A 17,863-nucleotide genomic window follows, 5' to 3' on the forward strand; every position below is an offset into this window, starting at 1 on the left:
AGTTAAAATGATGAAAAAAAAGGCTCATACTATTTTTAGAATCGTATTGCTTACGAGTACTGCAATCTCCTTGTTTTTCGTACCATGGTCTATTGTTTGGGCCTGGATAGTTCCATTACCAAATTCGGTACAGGAACAAGTGGAAGAGGCTTTGGATAGAGGGTTCGATGGCATCATAGTCTATGTGGATAAAGCCGGAGAACCTCCAAAGACCTACACAGCTGGCTGGCATGATTGGGACCACACTATACCTGCCCGTAAAGATGCTTTGTTTAAAATTGCGAGCGTAAGTAAGCTTTACCATGCCGTAGCAATCGCTAAATTGGCAGAAGCCAAGCAGCTATCCTTGGATAACACCTTGGCCGATTATTTTCCAGAATTGGTTGGAAGAATCGAATATGCCAACGAAATCACGTTGCGCATGATGGTTCAGCACAGAAGTGGTATTCCTAACTATACGGATACCTATAATTATTGGGCAAACCCAAAGGAAACATCCGAAGAAAACCTAGCGTTAATCTTGGATCAACCGGCTACGTTTAAACCTGGCAAAGGGTACGAATATAGCAACACCAATTATTTGTTACTCTCGGAACTGATTAAAAAAGTAACTGGGGAAAGTGAATTTCATTATTTTAAAAGGGAAATCTTAAACCCTCTAAAACTTAAAAATACCTTTGCATCTATTAATGATGTGGATTTAGATGATGTTATGAGTGGTAGATATGAGGGTTACAATACCGACTTAAAAACGGATGACCAAGGAATGGTGGCCACTGCGCAAGACGTAGGTAAATTTTTAAGGGCACTTAACGATGGCTCCGTATTCAAGGGAGGGGAACGTGAAATATATGCATCCATATATGTGTTCAACCACACGGGATTGGTACCAGGATACCAGACCATAGCTAAATATGATGAAGATATGGATGCCGTAATCGTACAATTCACCAATACCACTAATTTTAAAGGGTATAACTGGAATATTTCCGAAGTCATATATAATCGAATCGTTAAATTAGTGCGTCGTGGACATACCGAATAAAACCTTGAAGACGATTACGGCTATTGCATTTGTTCTAATAGCGATTGTATTAGGAATCATTTTTTACATGGACGTAGAATTTCCTATCGGCCTATCAGACTATTTTAAAAAGGAATATTATGGTCAGTTTGGGCCTATGGCTTTATGTGTAGAATTGTTGGTTGCAGGTATTTATTTATTAAATGGAGATAAAAAGGTGAATTTCACCCTAGCCCTTTTTGGTTTTTCGGTCCTAATGGATTTTCTATTTAGTATACTGGGAGTCTTTCCAAGCTCTTTGCCGTTATATACCAAGGTTATCTTTCTAATTTGTGCGGCTTGGTCTCTTTGGTTAGCATTTACGGATAGCTTCAACCTTGGGCGTATTTCCATATGGGGTGCATTGGTTAGTTTTATTTTGGGAAATATTGTTGAGTTATTTTTTAACTTTTGGTAAAGCATCGGAATAAAAATCATTTATGACATATTTGAATTCCTCCTATTTTTTTGATTTTGAAACCCCAATAATGATAGAGGTGATAGAAGAATTTAATGCTTCCAATTTATCCCCTCAAGAAAAAGCCATTGGCCTTTATAACAAGGTAAGAGATCAATGGCTTTACGACCCCTATTCTATTAGTTTATCAAAGGCAAACTATAGAGCTAGCCATATTGCGAAAAAAACCACAGGAAACTGCGTTGAGAAATCCATTTTACTTATTGCTGGGTTACGTGGTTTGGGCATACCGGCCAGATTACATTTGGGCAAGGTAAAAAATCATCTTGCCGTGGAGCGTTTAACGGAAAAATTTGGTTCCAACGAGTTAACACCCCATGGTATGGTCAATGCGCTTCTTGACGACAAATGGCTTAAAATGTCCCCTGCCTTTAACAAGTCGCTCTGTAAAAAATTCAATGTAGAACCCTTAGAGTTCGATGGCAATAATAGTTCCTACTTGCAGCAATACAACAATTCTGGAAGTCTTTTCATGGAATACACTGAAGACTATGGTCATTTTGAAGACGTGCCACTCGATTTTATGAAAAAAAATATTGAGGAACATTACCCCCATATCTTCAAAACTAAAAAGGGAATGACCGAATTTAAATTATAAAACTTTCATAAATCTTTGTTAAACCACGTGTTTATAGTTTAAACAGAAAGTGTTCCAAATACATCTTTTATTTACATTTAGTCCTTACCAACTCAATTCATAACCGATGCAAAAAGATTCAAAAAGCTGTAAAACCATGGTTTTCCCGTGGTTTAAACTCACGTTAAGTTCCTTTATTATATTGGTTGCCTGCAATGAAAAACCGGTTGCGGACCTCTCAAAACCGGAAGAAAACAGGTTTACGACCACCGTTTTAACGGAACCCGGCGAATTGGACGAGCCCATGGCATTCACCTTTATTAACGATACGGAAATGCTTTTGGTAGAGCGAAAAGGAGGCGTCAAATCCTTCAATGCGGATACCAGGATCGTAAAAACCGTGGGGATTGTTCCTGTAAATACCTTCTACACTAACAAGGAAGGCCAGACCAGGGCCGCGGAAGAAGGCTTGATGGGCATTGTCGCCCATCCGGATTTTGCGAACAATCACTGGATTTTTATGCTCTATGCCGACCCGGATGAGCCCAAACATGTTTTGGCTCGATGGGAATACAGGGATGGAAAGCTACTGGACGACACCAAAAAAGTGGTGCTGGAGTACCCTGCCCAACGCGAAGTATGCTGCCATACAGGGGGTGGAATGGTATTCGATAAAAATGGTAACCTGTTCATGACCATCGGTAATAATACGGCAAATCCACCACAAGGTACATCCAATCTGGACGAACGTCCTGGACATGAAACCTCGGACGACCAAAGAACGGCCGGAAACTCCAACGACCTACGAGGGTCTATTATCCGCATTCACCCAGAAGATGATGGTTCCTATACCATTCCTGAGGGCAATCTCTTTCCGGAGGGTACGCCCAAGACCCGCCCAGAAATCTATACCATGGGGCATAGGAATCCATGGAGAATCTCCATCGATAATGAAACCGGATTTATTTATTGGGGCGAAGTAGGTCCGGATGCCTCCGAGGATTTGGACCAAGGACCCAAAGGTCATGATGAATTCAATCAGGCCAAAGGACCGGGATTTTTCGGGTGGCCCTATTTTATTGGGGACAACAAGCCCTATGCCGACTATGACTACGAAACCGATTCCATTTACGGCTATTTTGATGTTGAAAAACCGATGAACACCTCTCCAAACAACACGGGTATTACCGAGTTGCCCCCACCACAAAAGGCATTTTTCTGGTACCCTTATGGCTATTCGGAGGAATTTCCCCTTTTGGGCAGTGCTGGTAGGAGCGCTACCGGAGGTCCCGTGTTCCGTCAGGCAGACTTCCCTGCATCGGACAAACGCTTCCCCGCCTATTACGAAGGCAAATGGTTGATTACTGAATTTATGCGCGGGTGGATCATTGCCGTAACGATGGATGAAAATGGGGACTATGTGTCCATGGAGCCTTTTTTACCCAAAGAGAATTTCTCCAGTGCCATAGACATGCAATTTAGTCCGGATGGGGACCTGTACGTAATGGAATACGGGTCTGCCTGGTTTCGAGGCAATGAAAATGCCCAAATCAAAAGGGTTCAGTACAATGGTGGCAATAGGATTCCTATCATCCAGGCCAGTGCGGATAAAAAAGCAGGTGCGGTACCTCTGGAACTAAATCTTTCCTCGGAAGGCACCATGGATTATGACAACGATGCATTATCCTATCAATGGACAGTGTCCTCGGATAGTGGCTTTTCCCAAAGTCTGGATGGCCCAAATCCTAAAATCACCTTGGAAGATGCAGGTATCTATACCGTAAACCTACAAGTGACGGATAGTGAGGGAAACAGCAACGAACAGCAGTTTAAGGTGACCGCGGGTAACGAACCGCCAACCATTGATTTGGAAATCGTGGAAGGGAATCAAAGTTTCTTCTTTCCGGACAATCAGCTAACCTATACTATCAAGGTTTCGGACAAAGAAGACGGCTCTATTTCGGATGGCACCATCAAAGAGGAAGAAGTAGCGGTCAACTTTGACTATGCCCCGGAAGGTTTTGACCCCATTGAAATTGCCCAAAACCATGTAAGTACGGATGAGTGGATTACCCTCTCAAAAGGAAAGGCCCTAATCGATGAAAGTGACTGTCTTTCCTGTCACCGCGTGGATATCCGCTCCATTGGACCCAGCTATCAGGAGGTTGCGGCCAAGTATAAGAACGATATCCAAGGACAAAAGGAAATCGCCCTACGGATTATCAATGGTAGCGTTGGAATCTGGGGCGAGCATGCCATGAGCGCCCACCCGGACCTGAGTGAGCAAGATGCGGCTTTGATCGTGGACTACATAATGGGCCTCAACGATCCGGAACAGGAAGTTAAAAGGATACCGCTATCCGGAAGCTATACCACATCGGTACCGCAAAAAGAAAATGGAAAAGGTAGCTACCTCTTGCGCGTAGCCTATACGGATAAGGGAACGGACAAAGTGCAATCGCTCACTTCCGAAAAGATCATCGCCTTGAGAAATCCCGTCATCACCTCGGAACAATATGACGAGGCCGAAGGCACCAAATTGTTGATAACACCTAACAGGGCTCTAAAGATGAATAGGAACGGTGGATGGTTATCCTATAAAAACATCGATTTTACAGGTATTACAGAAATGGTCATCAATGCGGAGGCCTCCACCCGTACCAAAGATATTGGCGGTATTATCGAAGTACATTTGGATGCCCCGGACGGGCCTTTGGTCACGACCACGGAAGAAATAGCCCCGTTGGAACTGAACTTTAGGGAAGAATTACAACGTCTTAGAAGCGAGTGGGAAGCTGGGGGAAAAAAAGGCCCGGAACCCAGTTTTAGGTCCGTAATGGCCCTTGCCCAAAAAAGCATCCCAGTGGATGTGAAGGATATAAACGGTTTCCATGACCTCTATTTGGTGGTCAGGAACCCAAATGCCAAGGAAGGGGAAATGCTCATACAGATAAATACCTTGGAGTTCAAGAAAAGTACAGAGGCATTGTAAAAAAAATGTTCCATGTCCCTAAAATGGTAGAACATTTTTAGGTGTACGCAAATAAATAGAAAGTCGTCCAAGAAGGAACTTTTGGACGACTTTTTTGTTTCTATCATTTATGGGTCAAAGCGACAAATAGCTGAAATTCCACCAATAACAACCTTTAAATCCAAGGGTTTTTAGGCTAGTGGATTTTTTATTGTCTCAAATTGAGACTTTAACATGGAATTGACCTAGATTCTTTAAATTAATCACTACATTCCCCTAATTTAATTTGTAAACTGACCGATTATTTCAATACAAACCGACAATCTTTCAATTTTTTAACAATTTGAAAGTCATTCGGATACACTTAGGTAATGAACTATTACGGGGATATCCGCATCCACCTTCTTGGGTGCTGAACTTGTTTGAAGTACGAACACTAGCAAAGGGAAAATGAACAAAAAAAACATATTCGAACGATTGACTTCCGGCGAGGTTATTCCCATGGACGACCCCGATTATGGTGCTATACGGGAAATGGTCAACAGAACCAAAAAACTTTCGAATCAACTGAACAGTTTAGACGACTTGGACGATATCCGCAGTATCCTAGGCGAAATCATCGGTAAAAAAGTAGATGACAGCACTACTTTGTTCACCCCCTTTTACACCAACATAGGTATCAATATTTCGTTGGGTAAAAATGTATTCATAAACCACGCCTGTAGCTTTTTGGATTTGGGCGGTATCGAAATTAAGGACGATGTGATGATAGGCCCACGGGTAAACATCACTTCGGAAAACCATCCCACGGAAATTGCGACAAGAAAAAGCATGGTTCCCAGTAGAGTAATCATCGAGGAAAATGTATGGATCGGTGCCGGAGCTACCATCCTACCTGGGGTAAGGGTAGGAAGGAATTCTGTTGTGGCCGCCGGCGCTCTGGTAAATAAGGATGTTCCTCCCAACACGGTTGTGGGGGGCATACCGGCAAAAATTTTAAAGAACTTAAATTAACCCATAAACCTTTAAAAATGAAAAATGAAAATCAAAAACCCAAGGTTGCATCCGAGGTAAAATCCCTTAGAAGATACATGTATGTTTTCATGGGAATCTTGATGACGGTCCCTTCCCTGATTCGTTCGCAAGAAGTAGGACAAACCGAACGATTGGTATCCCCGGAGCTAAATGAAGATCGCTCCATTATGTTTAGAATTAAGGCGCCACAAGCCGAAAGTGTTAGCTTATCAGGGAATTGGATGCCCATGGTACCCAATGGGGAACAAGGCATGACACGACAAACCGCGCAACTTACCAAGGACACAAATGGTGTATGGTCCGTGAAATTGGGCCCTCTGGAACCTGAACTCTACACGTATACCTTTAAGGTAGACGGGGTTACCACTATAGACCCATCCAACCTTAAAGTGGCCAGGGACGGTATTTTTAGAACCGAGAGCGTGTTGTATGTGCCCGGGGAAGCATCGGATCTTTATTGGGCAAAAACAGGGCCCAAGGGAAGTGTTCACCAAATTTGGTACGATTCCCCTACCCTTGAACTTACACGACGTATGTTCGTCTACACACCGCCCGGATATATCAGTTCCAATGAAAAGTATCCCGTGCTGTATTTATTGCACGGTGGCGGGGGTGACGAGGAAGCGTGGCCTACCCTTGGTGTGGCCCCAGTAATCTTGGACAACCTTATCAACAGTGGAAAAGCGGAACCCATGATCGTAGTCATGACCAATGGAAACCCGTCACAGGCATCGGCACAGACCATCACCCCCAAATTGCCCAATGTGGATGTTTCCGGAAGGGGCATGGCCAGCATGCTGTTCGAAAAAAGTTTGGTAAACGATGTCATTCCTTATATCGAAGCTAATTTTAAGGTCAAGGCAGATAAAGAAAATAGGGCGCTTACGGGTCTTAGTATGGGCGGTTTGCAGACCATGAATACTTCCTTCGCCAATCCGGACCTTTTCAATTATATCGGCGTGATGAGCATGGGTTTTGCGGATTTAAGCCGATTTGGCATCGAAGTGGACCACTCCAAACGTGCCGAGCAAATCTTGGCACTAAAAGAAGCAAACCCAAAATTGTATTGGATCGCCTGTGGAAAAGATGATTTCCTATACCAAAGCGTGGTCACCATGCGCGACGAATTGGACAAGCATGACTTTGACTATATCTATAGGGAAAGTACCGGAGGACATACTTGGACCAACTGGAGAATATACCTTTCAGAGTTTGCCCCGATGCTATTCAAATAATTGAACCTTATAACCTTTACACCAAAAGTATGAATACAATATATAAAAATTACAATCCTAATTTACTTGTCCTATGTTTTGTTCTTGTATGCTACACAGCAGTTCTAAATGCACAAGAGACAAAAAAAAGATTGCCCATTATTGATGTCCATGTCCATGCCATGAAGGCAAATCCCAATTTCGCCTCTGAAATGTGTCCATGGTTTCTCAAGAGTATGCCGGGGAGTGGCCCCAACCAAGATGGACCATCGTTCATAAGTACTGGATGTGTGGCTCCACTAAAACCTGCTAAAACCGATGCCGAAATGCAAGAAGCCATTCTTAGGGCGAACAAAGAATTGAATATTACCATGGTAGTAAGTGGCGATGCCGATATCATCCATAGATGGCACAGTGCCGCACCGGACAGAATTATTCCGTCCTTGGGAATAAGCAATGCCGAACAAATGTCGGTGGAAGCCTTCAGGGATTCGCTCTCCAATGGTTTTTATAAGATTATGGGCGAGGTAGCTCCACAATATCAGGGAATGTCCCCAAGCGATATGTCCTTGGATGAATATTTTGGTGTTGCCGAAGAACTGGGTATTCCCGTAGGCATCCATATGGGAACTGGAGGTAACGGCATGGCCAATATCACTTCGCCTAAATACAGGGCTTCTCTCGGCCAACCCTTTTTATTGGAGGATATGCTGGCAAGGCATCCAAAGTTAAAAATTTGGGTCATGCATGCGGGTTATCCAATGGCAGACCAGATGATCGCTTTGATGGGTGCCAACGCCTACGTCTATGTAGATCTGGCCGGCTTCATTTGGAGCTATCCGCTTGAGGAAATTCATGCCTATTTAAAAAGATTGGTACAGGCAGGTTTTGCCAAAAGGATTTTATACGGTACGGACCTTATGATATGGCCCGGTCCGCTGGAAACTTCCATTGGGGTTATCGAAAACGCAAACTATCTTTCTGAAGAACAAAAGCGAGATATCCTATTTAATAACGCCGTTCGCTTTTTCAATCTGGACGCCACAATGTTTGAATAATGTAAGCTATTTTTAAAAGAAGCCAAAACGCTTCCCTATAAACAAAAAAAGATCAGAATTCAAAATTTCTGGTCTTTTTCATTTAAAATCGTGCCATTATCATTTAATTATTGACTGATTTGGGTCAATTTCAAAGGTTTTTCACCATTTATTTGGATTTTTAGATAAAAGGTGTAGGTTATAAAGAAGTTATAATCTAAAACACTTTTATGCGTCAACTAAAAATCACAAAGCAAATCACCAACCGAGACACCAAGTCGCTTGAAAAATACTTTCAGGAGATCAACAAGATCGATTTGATTACGGCGGACGAGGAGGTGGAATTGGCCCAGCGAATAAAGCAAGGGGATCAAGAAGCTTTGGAAAAATTAGTAAACGCCAACCTTAGATTTGTCGTCTCCGCCGCAAAGCAATATCAAAATAGGGGCCTAAGTCTAACGGATTTAATAAATGAAGGAAATCTAGGTCTGGTCAAAGCGGCCAAAAGATTTGACGAGACCAGAGGCTTCAAATTCATTTCCTATGCAGTATGGTGGATCAGACAGTCCATCTTACAGGCACTTTCCAAAAATGGGAAATCCATAAGGCTGCCCCAGAATAAAATCGCGACAAATACCAAAATCTATAAGGTATATTCCTCCTTGGAGCAAAAATTGGAACGCCCACCAAACTCCTCCGAAATTGCTTCGGAACTGGATATGAGCGTACGTAAAGTGGAAAGCTCCATCAAAAATTCAGGTCGGTCATTATCCTTGGATGCCCCCTTTAAGGAAGAAGAATCATCTAACCTTTACAATGTACTATCATCCAAGGATGCGAATAAACCGGATGAGAAAATGATGGAGGAATCCCTCCAAACGGATTTGAAAGATGCGTTAAATAGCATACCGGATAGACAAAGAGACGTTATTAGGCTATTCTATGGTATTGGAAAGGAACCGCCTATGAGTCTTTCGGAAATTGGCGATTTGTTTGATATCACCCGCGAGCGGGTACGACAGGTACGTGAAAAAGGATTGCGTGCACTCAGAAATAAGTCCAGAAATAAAGTATTAAGAACCTATTTATAAAAAAGAATATGCTAAAGATTGAAGTAAAAGAAGGAGAATCCATTGAGAGAGCCCTAAAACGGTATAAGAGAAAATACAGAAGAACCAAAGTATTGGATAAAATTAAAGAAAATCAATATTATACCAAACAATCTACCGAAAGGAGAGAAGCTCTACAAAAAGCTGAATATAAGCAACAATATTTATTGGAGAACGAAGACCAATAACACATTTTTGTCAATTGTCATATTTGTTTGTTTACCTCAAAATAATTGACAACCTAATAACTCCAGCGGGTAATAATTACATATTAAGTACCTGAAAATCAATATAACAAAAGCTTAACATGGTCAATTTGTATAGACCGTGCAGAATCTTATGTTATATCTGAACTTATATCAAAGAATACAATTATAATGAAGATTATTTACATAAAAAGAGAAAGTAATGTGAAAGAAGTATATAGGACCAGATTGGGTAGGTTGAATTCAAAGGTAACCTGTATAAAAAAGTATTTTTTAGGGATGCCTTTTAAAACCGTTCACAAGTATACCCATACCTTTTTTACAAAGAAAAATAGCAATGTAGAAAGAATGCTATTTGTTTAACCGGAATATCCAATTAACAATTTTATAAACAACAAACTATCTTATGAAAATTTTAGTCATTGGAGCTGGAAACATGGGACTTACCTATGCAGAAGGCATGTCCAAATCCAAACTTTTGAAAAGGAGAAACATCATGGTATTGGACACCTCCGAGGAAAAACTGGAAGAATTACGGAAAGAAGCCAAATTCGACATTTTTAAGGAATTGTCAGCTTGTGTGCCGCAGGCAGATATAATTTTTATTGCCGTAAAGCCGTATCATGCAGACGGTCTAATGATGAAAATGGAACCTTTGGTAAACGAGGGCCAAATAGTCATCTCAATAATGGCCGGGGTAACCATCAAAACGATTAAAGACTTAACAGGATTAAAAAAAGTGGTACGTGCCATGCCCAACCTACCAGCCAAAATAGGGAAGGGCCTTACCTCCTTTGTAGCATCAGAAGAAGTATCCAAAATAGAACTTTTAACGATTGAAAGCCTTTTGGATACTACTGGAAGATCCATTTTGGTAAGCGACGAAAATTTCATCGATGCCTCAACAGGAATATCAGGTAGCGGACCTGCCTATGTGTTTTATTTTATGCAAAGCATGATGGAGGCAGCATTGAAAATGGGATTTTCAAAAAATGTATCCAAAGTTTTGGTAAGCCAAACCTTTACGGGTGCCATTGAACTATTCAATCAAAACGACCTATCCCCAAATTCTTGGATGGACAAGGTAGCCAGCAAGGGAGGAACTACCCGGGCCGCCTTGGACAGTATGGAGAACAACAACGTAGGTGAATTGATAAAAGAAGCGGCATTCGCTGCATTTGACCGTGCCGTGGAACTTGGAAAAGAAAAATCGTATGTATAAAGAGTTAATAGTGGTAAAAGTTGGTACCAATGTTATGACCAACAAGGACAATAGAATTGTGCGACCGGTTCTGAGAAACTTGGTTGAGCAAATAGCGACATTGTATGAGAGGGATATCATTACGGTACTTGTTTCCTCCGGATCAGTAATTGCCGGAAAAGAGGTTCTGGGAAAATCCAATATTGAGGACAGGACTCAAAGACGGCAGGTGTATTCTGCCATAGGGCAGCCCAGGATGATGCGTTTGTATTATAATATATTTCACGATTATGGAATGAAATGTGCCCAGGTATTGCCCACAAAAAGGGATTTTAGCCCAGGCGTACACAGGCAAAATATGATCAATTGCTGTGAAGGTCTACTTTCAGAAGGGGTGATTCCTATCGCAAACGAAGATGACGCGGTATCTGTGACCATGAGCATGTTCTCAGACAATGATGAACTTGCAAGCCTTATTGCCCAATTGTTGAATGCGGACAAGTTAATCATACTTACCGATATAGACGGTCTCTATACTGGAGATCCAAACGCCCAGAACAGTAATCTTGTGGAACACGTAAAACCGGAAGAAAATCTGGACAAGTATATAAAGGACAATAACAAACGGGAAGAGGAAGGCCGTGGCGGTATGGGTTCCAAACTGGATTACGCGCAGCAGGCGGCTGCCAAGGGCATACCCACCTACATTGCCAATGGAAAAAAGAACGACACGATCATAGACATCATCGATGGTAAAAATGTAGGTACCAGAGTAACCTTGGAAGAAGAATTAATAAAATGAAACTTTTGACTACAGATAAAAAAAACAACGTTTTGGACAGCATGATGCGACTGTTGGACCAAAATAGGGAAAGCATCATCGAAGCAAATAAAAAAGACCTGAGTCTCTTTCAGAAAGAGGACCAAGCCATGTTTGATCGACTTATTGTTACCAACACCAAAATTGACGGTATGATCCAGTCGATTCGTGAGGTACAAAGTCAGGAAGATCCAGTCAACAAACCGATTTCCACAAAGGTTCTGGACAACGGTTTGGAGATCACCAATAAAACGGCCCCTTTTGGTACCATTATGATTATTTATGAATCCAGACCAGATGTAACCATTGAAGCAGCCGTGCTAGCGTTCAAGGCAAGTAATAAAATACTCTTGAAAGGTGGAAAGGAGGCTTTGCACAGTAATACTATACTGACCCAATTATGGCACCAGGCCCTGGAGGAAAACGGCCTTCCAAAGGATTATATTCAATTGATGACCTTGAATAGACAGGAAACCCAGGAATTCTTAAAAAACCCTACGGAAAAATTGGACCTCATCGTACCACGAGGTGGCGAAAGGTTGATCAATTTTGTGAAGGAGCATGCCAACTGCGCCGTCCTTGTCAGCGGACGAGGAAACAATTTCCTGTATGTGGACGCTACTGCCGACTGGGAAAAAAGCATCAAGGTAATCATGAACGCGAAGACCGATAAAATTTCGGCGTGTAATGCCTTGGACAAAATATTGGTTAACCAGAAAATCGATAACTACGAACAAAAACTGACGGAGCTCTACAATCTATTAAGCTATAAAGGTGTTGAAACTTGGGTGGACCAGACGGTTGGCAAGACCTTGACATCTGCCAAACCTATTACGGACGAATCCATGTGGAAAGAAGAATTTTTGGCCATGAAATGCTGCTTGGCAGCCGTGGATTCCTTAACCGAAGCGGTATCCAAAATCAACGAACATTCCGGAGGGCATTCCGCCACCATCATGACCAATGATAAAGGAAGTGCCATGCGATTTATGGAGGAGGTGGATTGCGCGGCGGTCTATCAAAATGCTTCCACAAGATTTACGGATGGCGGTCAGATGGGCGTAGGGGCGGAACTTGCCATCAGTACGGACAAGCTGCACCACAGGGGACCTTTGGGATTGGAACAATTGGTCACCAATAAATATTACGTTTTTGGCGACGGTCAAATAAGGGAATAAGAAAAAATTCAAGTTCAAAGTTCAAGTTCAGGTTCAAGTTCAAACTTCAAGTTCAAGTTCAAGTTCAAGTTCAAGTTCAAGTTCAAAAACATAATTAAATCCTACAAATGTTTGAAACAATAGAGAATATTGAGGGCGCGACCATTTATCATGGGAAAATCCATAATCGGATTTATTTATTGGAAATAAATTCCGCAAAAATCGATGTGATTTTGCCAAAAATGACGGAATTGGCAAAACAGCGGAAGTATGATAAAATCTTAAGCCGCGTCCCTGAAAATGCCATCACGCATTTTAAATCAAACGGTTTTACTATAGAAGCAAAAATACCCGGATTGTACAATGGAAAGACCACAGGCTATTTTTTGGCGGACTATTTGAACAAGAACAGGCTCCAATGTGATAAAAAACAGTTGAAGACCATTGAAACCGTAAAGAGAATAGCGATGGCCGCCAACAAGCCCAATGAAAATCCGCAAATGGGTATCCCCGAAGGCTATGCCATACGAAAACTTGGGACAGCGGACTTTTCCGACTTGGCAACCTTACATGAAAAGGCCTATAAATACCATCCGAAGCATATAAAAAAAGTACATGATTTTGAGGCATTGGAGGAAATGGACCATCAATTTCATGGGCTGTTCGTTAAGGGTGAACTTTTGGTGTGCGCGATTTTGAGGGTACATACCACAGAGGCAAATTTGGAGATTGTAGATTTTGCAACGCATCCTGACTATAGGGGCCAAAACCTTTCCTATTACCTGGTGCAGGAAATCAAAAAACTTATGAACGTCGAGAATTGCACCACCATTTACGCGTTGGCAAGAGCCACTTCGTACGGGTTGAACATTACATATAGCAAACATGGTTTTAAGTTTGCCGGCACCCTTACCAACAATGCTTTTGTTAGGGACGCAATGGAGAGTATGAACGTTTGGTACTACAATCGGCTTTAAATTTGTAAGCCTATCCAAACTTCCTTTCCGGATCAAAAGGCTTTATATCCATGGAGGTCCCCTCGCCTTCCATAACTTCCGAAATCAGTTTTCCCGTGGCCGGGCCCAAACTCCACCCCATCATGGCATGGCCTGTAGTGATGAAAAAGTTATCGAAGGCCTTCATCTTGCCTATGTAGGGCAATCCGTCGGGCGAGACGGGACGCAGACCACATTTGGCACTGTTGATTTCGGCTTTGGTTATTTCAATAGAAGGATAAAATTTCATTACAGCTTCCGCAATGGCCACTACCCTATCCAAATTAATGTCGTAGTTTACACCCGAAAACTCCATGGTCCCGGCAAAACGGGTAAATCCGTCCATAGGCGTAATCGCCACTTTGGCTTCCATTAAAATCGCCGGCAATTTTATTCCCGTAGGCCGATGCACATCGATGCAATACCCTTTTCCCGCCTGTACCTGTAGGGTTAGGCCCAGTTGTTTTACCAAATCATTGCTCCAGGACCCCGAAGCCAACACCACGTTATCGGGTTGATAGGATTGCTTGTCGGATCGGACGGTATGGATTTTACCGTTTGTGTAATCAAACTTGGTTACTGCTTCCCCATAGTTTATTTGAACACCGTTTTGTAAAAGATAGTCCTTCATTTTGGCCATGAAAACCGTGGGCGTGGTGTGGGAATCGCAAAAATAATGCAGGGCTCCCTTCCCGATGACTTCCGTGTCCCCATGCAACTTCCTTAAGGCATCGGTTTCCAAGTGGGTAACCTCCAACCCAAAGCCTTTGGCGGTTGCCGCCACTTTTTTCTCGGCATCCCCATAGGCATCGGTCTGATAGATCATGAGTAGCCCCTTTTTCTCCAGATGGAAGTCCCCCAAATCCCCGGATTCCTTTATTTCATCGTACAACTTGGAACTCAAAAGATTGATGTCCTTGATGATGGGCGCGGCCCTGTCTACTTTTTCTTTTGTGGAAGATTTATGAAAGGCCCAGGCCCATTTAAAGAAATCGATATCCCAGCGCGGCTTGATATAGAACGGGCTTTTAGGATCCAACATCATGGACAATCCTTTGGTAATCACCCCGGGTGCCGCCATGGGAACAATATGACTTGGCGTAAGGTATCCGGCATTTACAAAGGAGGCCCCTAGGCCGCCCATGGACTGTTCCAAAACCGTGACCTGATGCCCTTTTTTGTGCAGGTAATAGGCCGAACAAAGCCCCATTACACCAGCACCGATAATCAATGTCTTTTTCTTCTCCGCCATATTATATTACTTGGAATCCAAAAGCATAGGGGTCCGCTTCATCAATGGTAATTTCATTATAACCATACTGTCTCGCCCACCCTTTTATGCTTGGTACGATGCCCGTAAAATTACCAATTTTACATTCCTTTTCAGCCATGCCGATGAATTTTGAACCGATGATACTTTCATGCACAAACTCCGCTCCAAGCTCCAGTTTTCCTTTGGCATACCACTGGGCCATGCGCGCCGAGGTACCGGTACCACAAGGGGAGCGGTCAATCGCCTTATCGCCGTAGAACACGGCGTTTCTGGCCGTGGCATCGGGTGAAATGGTGGTGCCCGTCCATAGCCCATGGCTCACATCCTTGATGGACGGATTCTCTGGATGCACAAATTTTCCAGGATATTTCAAGTTGATATTCTGTCTGAGCTCCCGGGCCATTTCTATCAATTGGGAGGCCGAATAATCCTGCAATCCCGAAAAGTTTTTCTGTGGGTCAAAAATCGCATAGAAATTTCCGCCGTAGGCCACATCAAAAACAAGTTCGCCCAAGAAACTGGAGGAAACCGTCAAATCCGATGCTGCCAAATAGGAGCCCACATTGACCAATTTTACCCATTCCACTTTGTCTCCATTTTGTTGGTAGGTCACCTCCACCAAACCTGCCGGAGCTTCCATTCTAATCTTACCGGGTTCCTTTGGAACGACGACCCCTTCTTCAATGGCCATGGTTATCACGCCAATGCTGCCATGGCCGCACATGGGGAGACAGCCACTCGTTTCAATAAAGACGATGCCAAAATCGTTTTCAGGATTTGAGGGCGGATATAAAAAGGCCCCGCTCATCATATCATGGCCCCTGGGTTCGTACATCAGTCCCTTTCTAATCCAGTCATACTCCTTCATAAAATGAAGTCGCTTTTCGCTCATATTCGACCCCTCCAAGGTAGGCGCACCTTCAACGACAAGTCTTACCGGGTTACCACAGGTATGGCCGTCAATACATTTAAAAACATGTTTTTTCACTCAAATCAATTCTTTTTACTACTAATGTATTTATTCACTCTTCTTTCCAAAATGGGCAATGTCACCGTGCCCTGACCCAAAATTACCTCATGAAACTCCCGGATGTTAAAGTCGGGACCAAGCTCGTCTTCCGCTTTGGTTCGCAACTCCCGTATCTTCAGTTCGCCCATTTTGTAGGATATGGCCTGTCCGGGCCAAGCGATATAACGGTCGGTTTCCGTATTGATTTCATGGAGGGAGAGTGCCGTGTTGTCCTTCATAAAGTCCAAAACCTGTTGCTTAGTCCAACCTTTGGCATGAATTCCCGTATCCACCACCAAACGGGATGCGCGCCACATTTCGTAGGTGAGCTTCCCAAATTTTTCGTACGGCGTCTTGTACATGCCCATTTCATCGCCCAAAAACTCGGTATACAAGGCCCATCCTTCCCCAAAGGCTGAGAGGTACATATCTCTTCTGAATTGGGGAATGCTATCGGACATTTCCTGATTGAGGCTGCCCTGCAAATGATGGCCGGGAACCGCTTCGTGAAGGGTCAAGGATGGCAACACATATAGAGGCCTACTGTCCAACTTATAGGTGTTCACCAAATAATAACCAGGTTCCGTGGGACTGCGAGAGCCGGAATACCTACCCCCCGTATATTTGGGTGCCAGGGCATCGGGTACTTTTATGACCCCATAGGGTTTCCTGGGCAAAGTGGAAAAGTAGGCGGGTAATTTCGCGTCGATTTGCTTTGCAATGTTTCGCGCCTCCTTTAATAAGTCCTCACCATCGGCCACGTAAAACTGGGGGTCGGTTCGGAGAAACTCCAGAAAATCGGCAAAACTTCCCTTGAAACCGACGGACTTTATGATTTCCTGCATTTCTGAACGAATCCGAGCTACTTCTTTTAGACCGATTTGATGCACGTCCTCTGCGGTGTATGTATTGGTCGTGGTATAATAGTTTACCCTGTTCTGATAGAGTTCCGCTCCCCCGGGCGTATCGGAAATACCAAACGTGTTCCGGGTATTGGGCAAGTATTCCGATTCAAAAAAGTCCTTTATTTTTTTGAAGGTTGGTACGACCGATGCCTCAATGGCCACTTTGGCAGCACCAAGAATGGAATCCTTTTGTACCGTTGTCAGCGATGATGGCAGGTCCTTAAAGGGGCCGTAAAATGCATTGTCCGAAATGTTTTCAGTGATATGTTGCTCGTAGGTGGATTCATAGCCCTCAAAAATCACCTTGGGCTGGGAAACCTTTTTTTCAAGGGCCATTCGCAATACCTGAAAATGCTCCTCGGCAAAGCGGGGTATATCATTAAGCGCGTTCAAATAATGCTTGGCACTTTCATAATCCCGTAGGGGCCGAATACGATAATTGAGGCTCAGGTGAAAACCTTGATCGGCCTGGATCGGGTTTAGGTAGAGTCCGTGTTTGTACTCGTCCACCCTATTTTGGAGACTAAATTTCAGTAGTCCCAGGGAAATCATTTCGGTTTCGGAAAGATTGTCCGTTTCTATCGATTCCAGTTTTGCCAGTTGTTCCGATGCAAAATCGGCATCCTTTTTATAGACTTCAGGAAGGTATCTGCCAAGGGGGAATTCGTTCCGGTCGTACAGTTGAAACGCCTCCACCTCCCCGATGATTTTTTCCAAGGCTTCCTTTTGGGCGAACATCGGACTTGCATACAATACAATACCAAAAACCAAGATTAAGATTCGCGGAACAGTATGTGTTGCCATCATCCTGTA

16 protein-coding genes are annotated in these 17,863 nt (G+C 43.3%); 13 read left to right on the plus strand and 3 right to left on the minus strand.

Annotated features, from left to right (window positions below; all coding sequences use genetic code 11):
• The first annotated feature begins 7 nt into the window (after positions 1 to 7).
• The 13 genes from ACZ41C_RS04555 (at position 8) to ablB (ending at position 13,845) form a co-directional block, all read left to right on the plus strand.
• Positions 8 to 1,045 carry a serine hydrolase domain-containing protein gene (locus ACZ41C_RS04555; protein WP_464564670.1) on the plus strand — a complete coding sequence of 346 codons (1,038 nt, stop codon included), beginning with the start codon at positions 8 to 10 and terminating at the stop codon, positions 1,043 to 1,045.
• Between the two features lie 4 nt (positions 1,046 to 1,049).
• Positions 1,050 to 1,481 (plus strand): hypothetical protein, encoded by a 432-nt coding sequence (locus ACZ41C_RS04560; protein WP_464564672.1) that lies wholly within the window; start codon positions 1,050 to 1,052, stop codon positions 1,479 to 1,481.
• A 22-nt stretch (positions 1,482 to 1,503) separates the two neighbouring features.
• A complete protein-coding gene (locus ACZ41C_RS04565) occupies positions 1,504 to 2,139 on the plus strand; it encodes a transglutaminase-like domain-containing protein (RefSeq protein WP_464564674.1) in 636 nt (211 codons plus the stop codon).
• 106 nt (positions 2,140 to 2,245) lie between these two features.
• Entirely contained in the window at positions 2,246 to 5,110 is a 2,865-nt protein-coding gene (locus ACZ41C_RS04570) for a PQQ-dependent sugar dehydrogenase (protein WP_464564676.1), read from the plus strand.
• 429 nt (positions 5,111 to 5,539) lie between these two features.
• On the plus strand, positions 5,540 to 6,103 hold the full coding sequence (locus tag ACZ41C_RS04575; protein WP_464564678.1) for a DapH/DapD/GlmU-related protein: 564 nt from the start codon (positions 5,540 to 5,542) through the stop codon (positions 6,101 to 6,103).
• Between the two features lie 17 nt (positions 6,104 to 6,120).
• The gene (locus ACZ41C_RS04580) at positions 6,121 to 7,359 is read left to right on the plus strand and encodes an esterase (protein ID WP_464564680.1); all 1,239 of its coding nucleotides are present in this window, start codon (positions 6,121 to 6,123) and stop codon (positions 7,357 to 7,359) included.
• Positions 7,360 to 7,388: 29 nt separating this feature from the next.
• Positions 7,389 to 8,396, plus strand: a complete 1,008-nt coding sequence (locus tag ACZ41C_RS04585; protein WP_464564682.1) for an amidohydrolase family protein — start codon at positions 7,389 to 7,391, stop codon at positions 8,394 to 8,396.
• A 209-nt stretch (positions 8,397 to 8,605) separates the two neighbouring features.
• Positions 8,606 to 9,466, plus strand: a complete 861-nt coding sequence (locus tag ACZ41C_RS04590) for a sigma-70 family RNA polymerase sigma factor (RefSeq protein ID WP_464564684.1) — start codon at positions 8,606 to 8,608, stop codon at positions 9,464 to 9,466.
• 8 nt (positions 9,467 to 9,474) lie between these two features.
• Complete coding sequence (rpsU, locus tag ACZ41C_RS04595; RefSeq protein ID WP_138257138.1) at positions 9,475 to 9,672, plus strand: 30S ribosomal protein S21; 198 nt, start codon at positions 9,475 to 9,477, stop codon at positions 9,670 to 9,672.
• A gap of 424 nt (positions 9,673 to 10,096) precedes the next feature.
• Positions 10,097 to 10,912 (plus strand): pyrroline-5-carboxylate reductase, encoded by an 816-nt coding sequence (gene proC / locus ACZ41C_RS04600; protein ID WP_138257136.1) that lies wholly within the window; start codon positions 10,097 to 10,099, stop codon positions 10,910 to 10,912.
• Positions 10,905 to 11,693 (plus strand): glutamate 5-kinase, encoded by a 789-nt coding sequence (gene proB, locus ACZ41C_RS04605; protein WP_138257135.1) that lies wholly within the window; start codon positions 10,905 to 10,907, stop codon positions 11,691 to 11,693. Before proC ends, proB begins: the two co-directional genes overlap by 8 nt.
• Positions 11,690 to 12,889: a glutamate-5-semialdehyde dehydrogenase gene (locus ACZ41C_RS04610; RefSeq protein ID WP_464564687.1), complete on the plus strand. Its 1,200-nt coding sequence runs from the start codon at positions 11,690 to 11,692 to the stop codon at positions 12,887 to 12,889. The genes proB and ACZ41C_RS04610 overlap by 4 nt, the downstream gene beginning before the upstream one ends.
• Before the next feature lie 107 nt (positions 12,890 to 12,996).
• Positions 12,997 to 13,845 (plus strand): putative beta-lysine N-acetyltransferase, encoded by an 849-nt coding sequence (ablB, locus tag ACZ41C_RS04615; protein WP_464564689.1) that lies wholly within the window; start codon positions 12,997 to 12,999, stop codon positions 13,843 to 13,845.
• A gap of 10 nt (positions 13,846 to 13,855) precedes the next feature.
• Here ablB and ACZ41C_RS04620 read toward each other — a convergent pair whose 3' ends face one another.
• From ACZ41C_RS04620 to ACZ41C_RS04630, 3 genes are read right to left on the minus strand one after another with little or no spacing between them, the layout of a single operon-like run.
• Positions 13,856 to 15,115, minus strand: coding sequence for an NAD(P)/FAD-dependent oxidoreductase (locus tag ACZ41C_RS04620; protein WP_464564691.1), 1,260 nt, complete (start codon positions 15,113 to 15,115; stop codon positions 13,856 to 13,858).
• 1 nt (position 15,116) lies between these two features.
• A complete protein-coding gene (locus ACZ41C_RS04625) occupies positions 15,117 to 16,124 on the minus strand; it encodes a 4-hydroxyproline epimerase (RefSeq protein ID WP_464564693.1) in 1,008 nt (335 codons plus the stop codon).
• Between the two features lie 5 nt (positions 16,125 to 16,129).
• Positions 16,130 to 17,857: a DUF885 domain-containing protein gene (locus tag ACZ41C_RS04630; RefSeq protein WP_464564695.1), complete on the minus strand. Its 1,728-nt coding sequence runs from the start codon at positions 17,855 to 17,857 to the stop codon at positions 16,130 to 16,132.
• Between the last annotated feature and the right edge of the window lie 6 nt (positions 17,858 to 17,863).

The sequence above is a fragment of the Maribacter sp. C-4077 genome, from assembly GCF_055378385.1.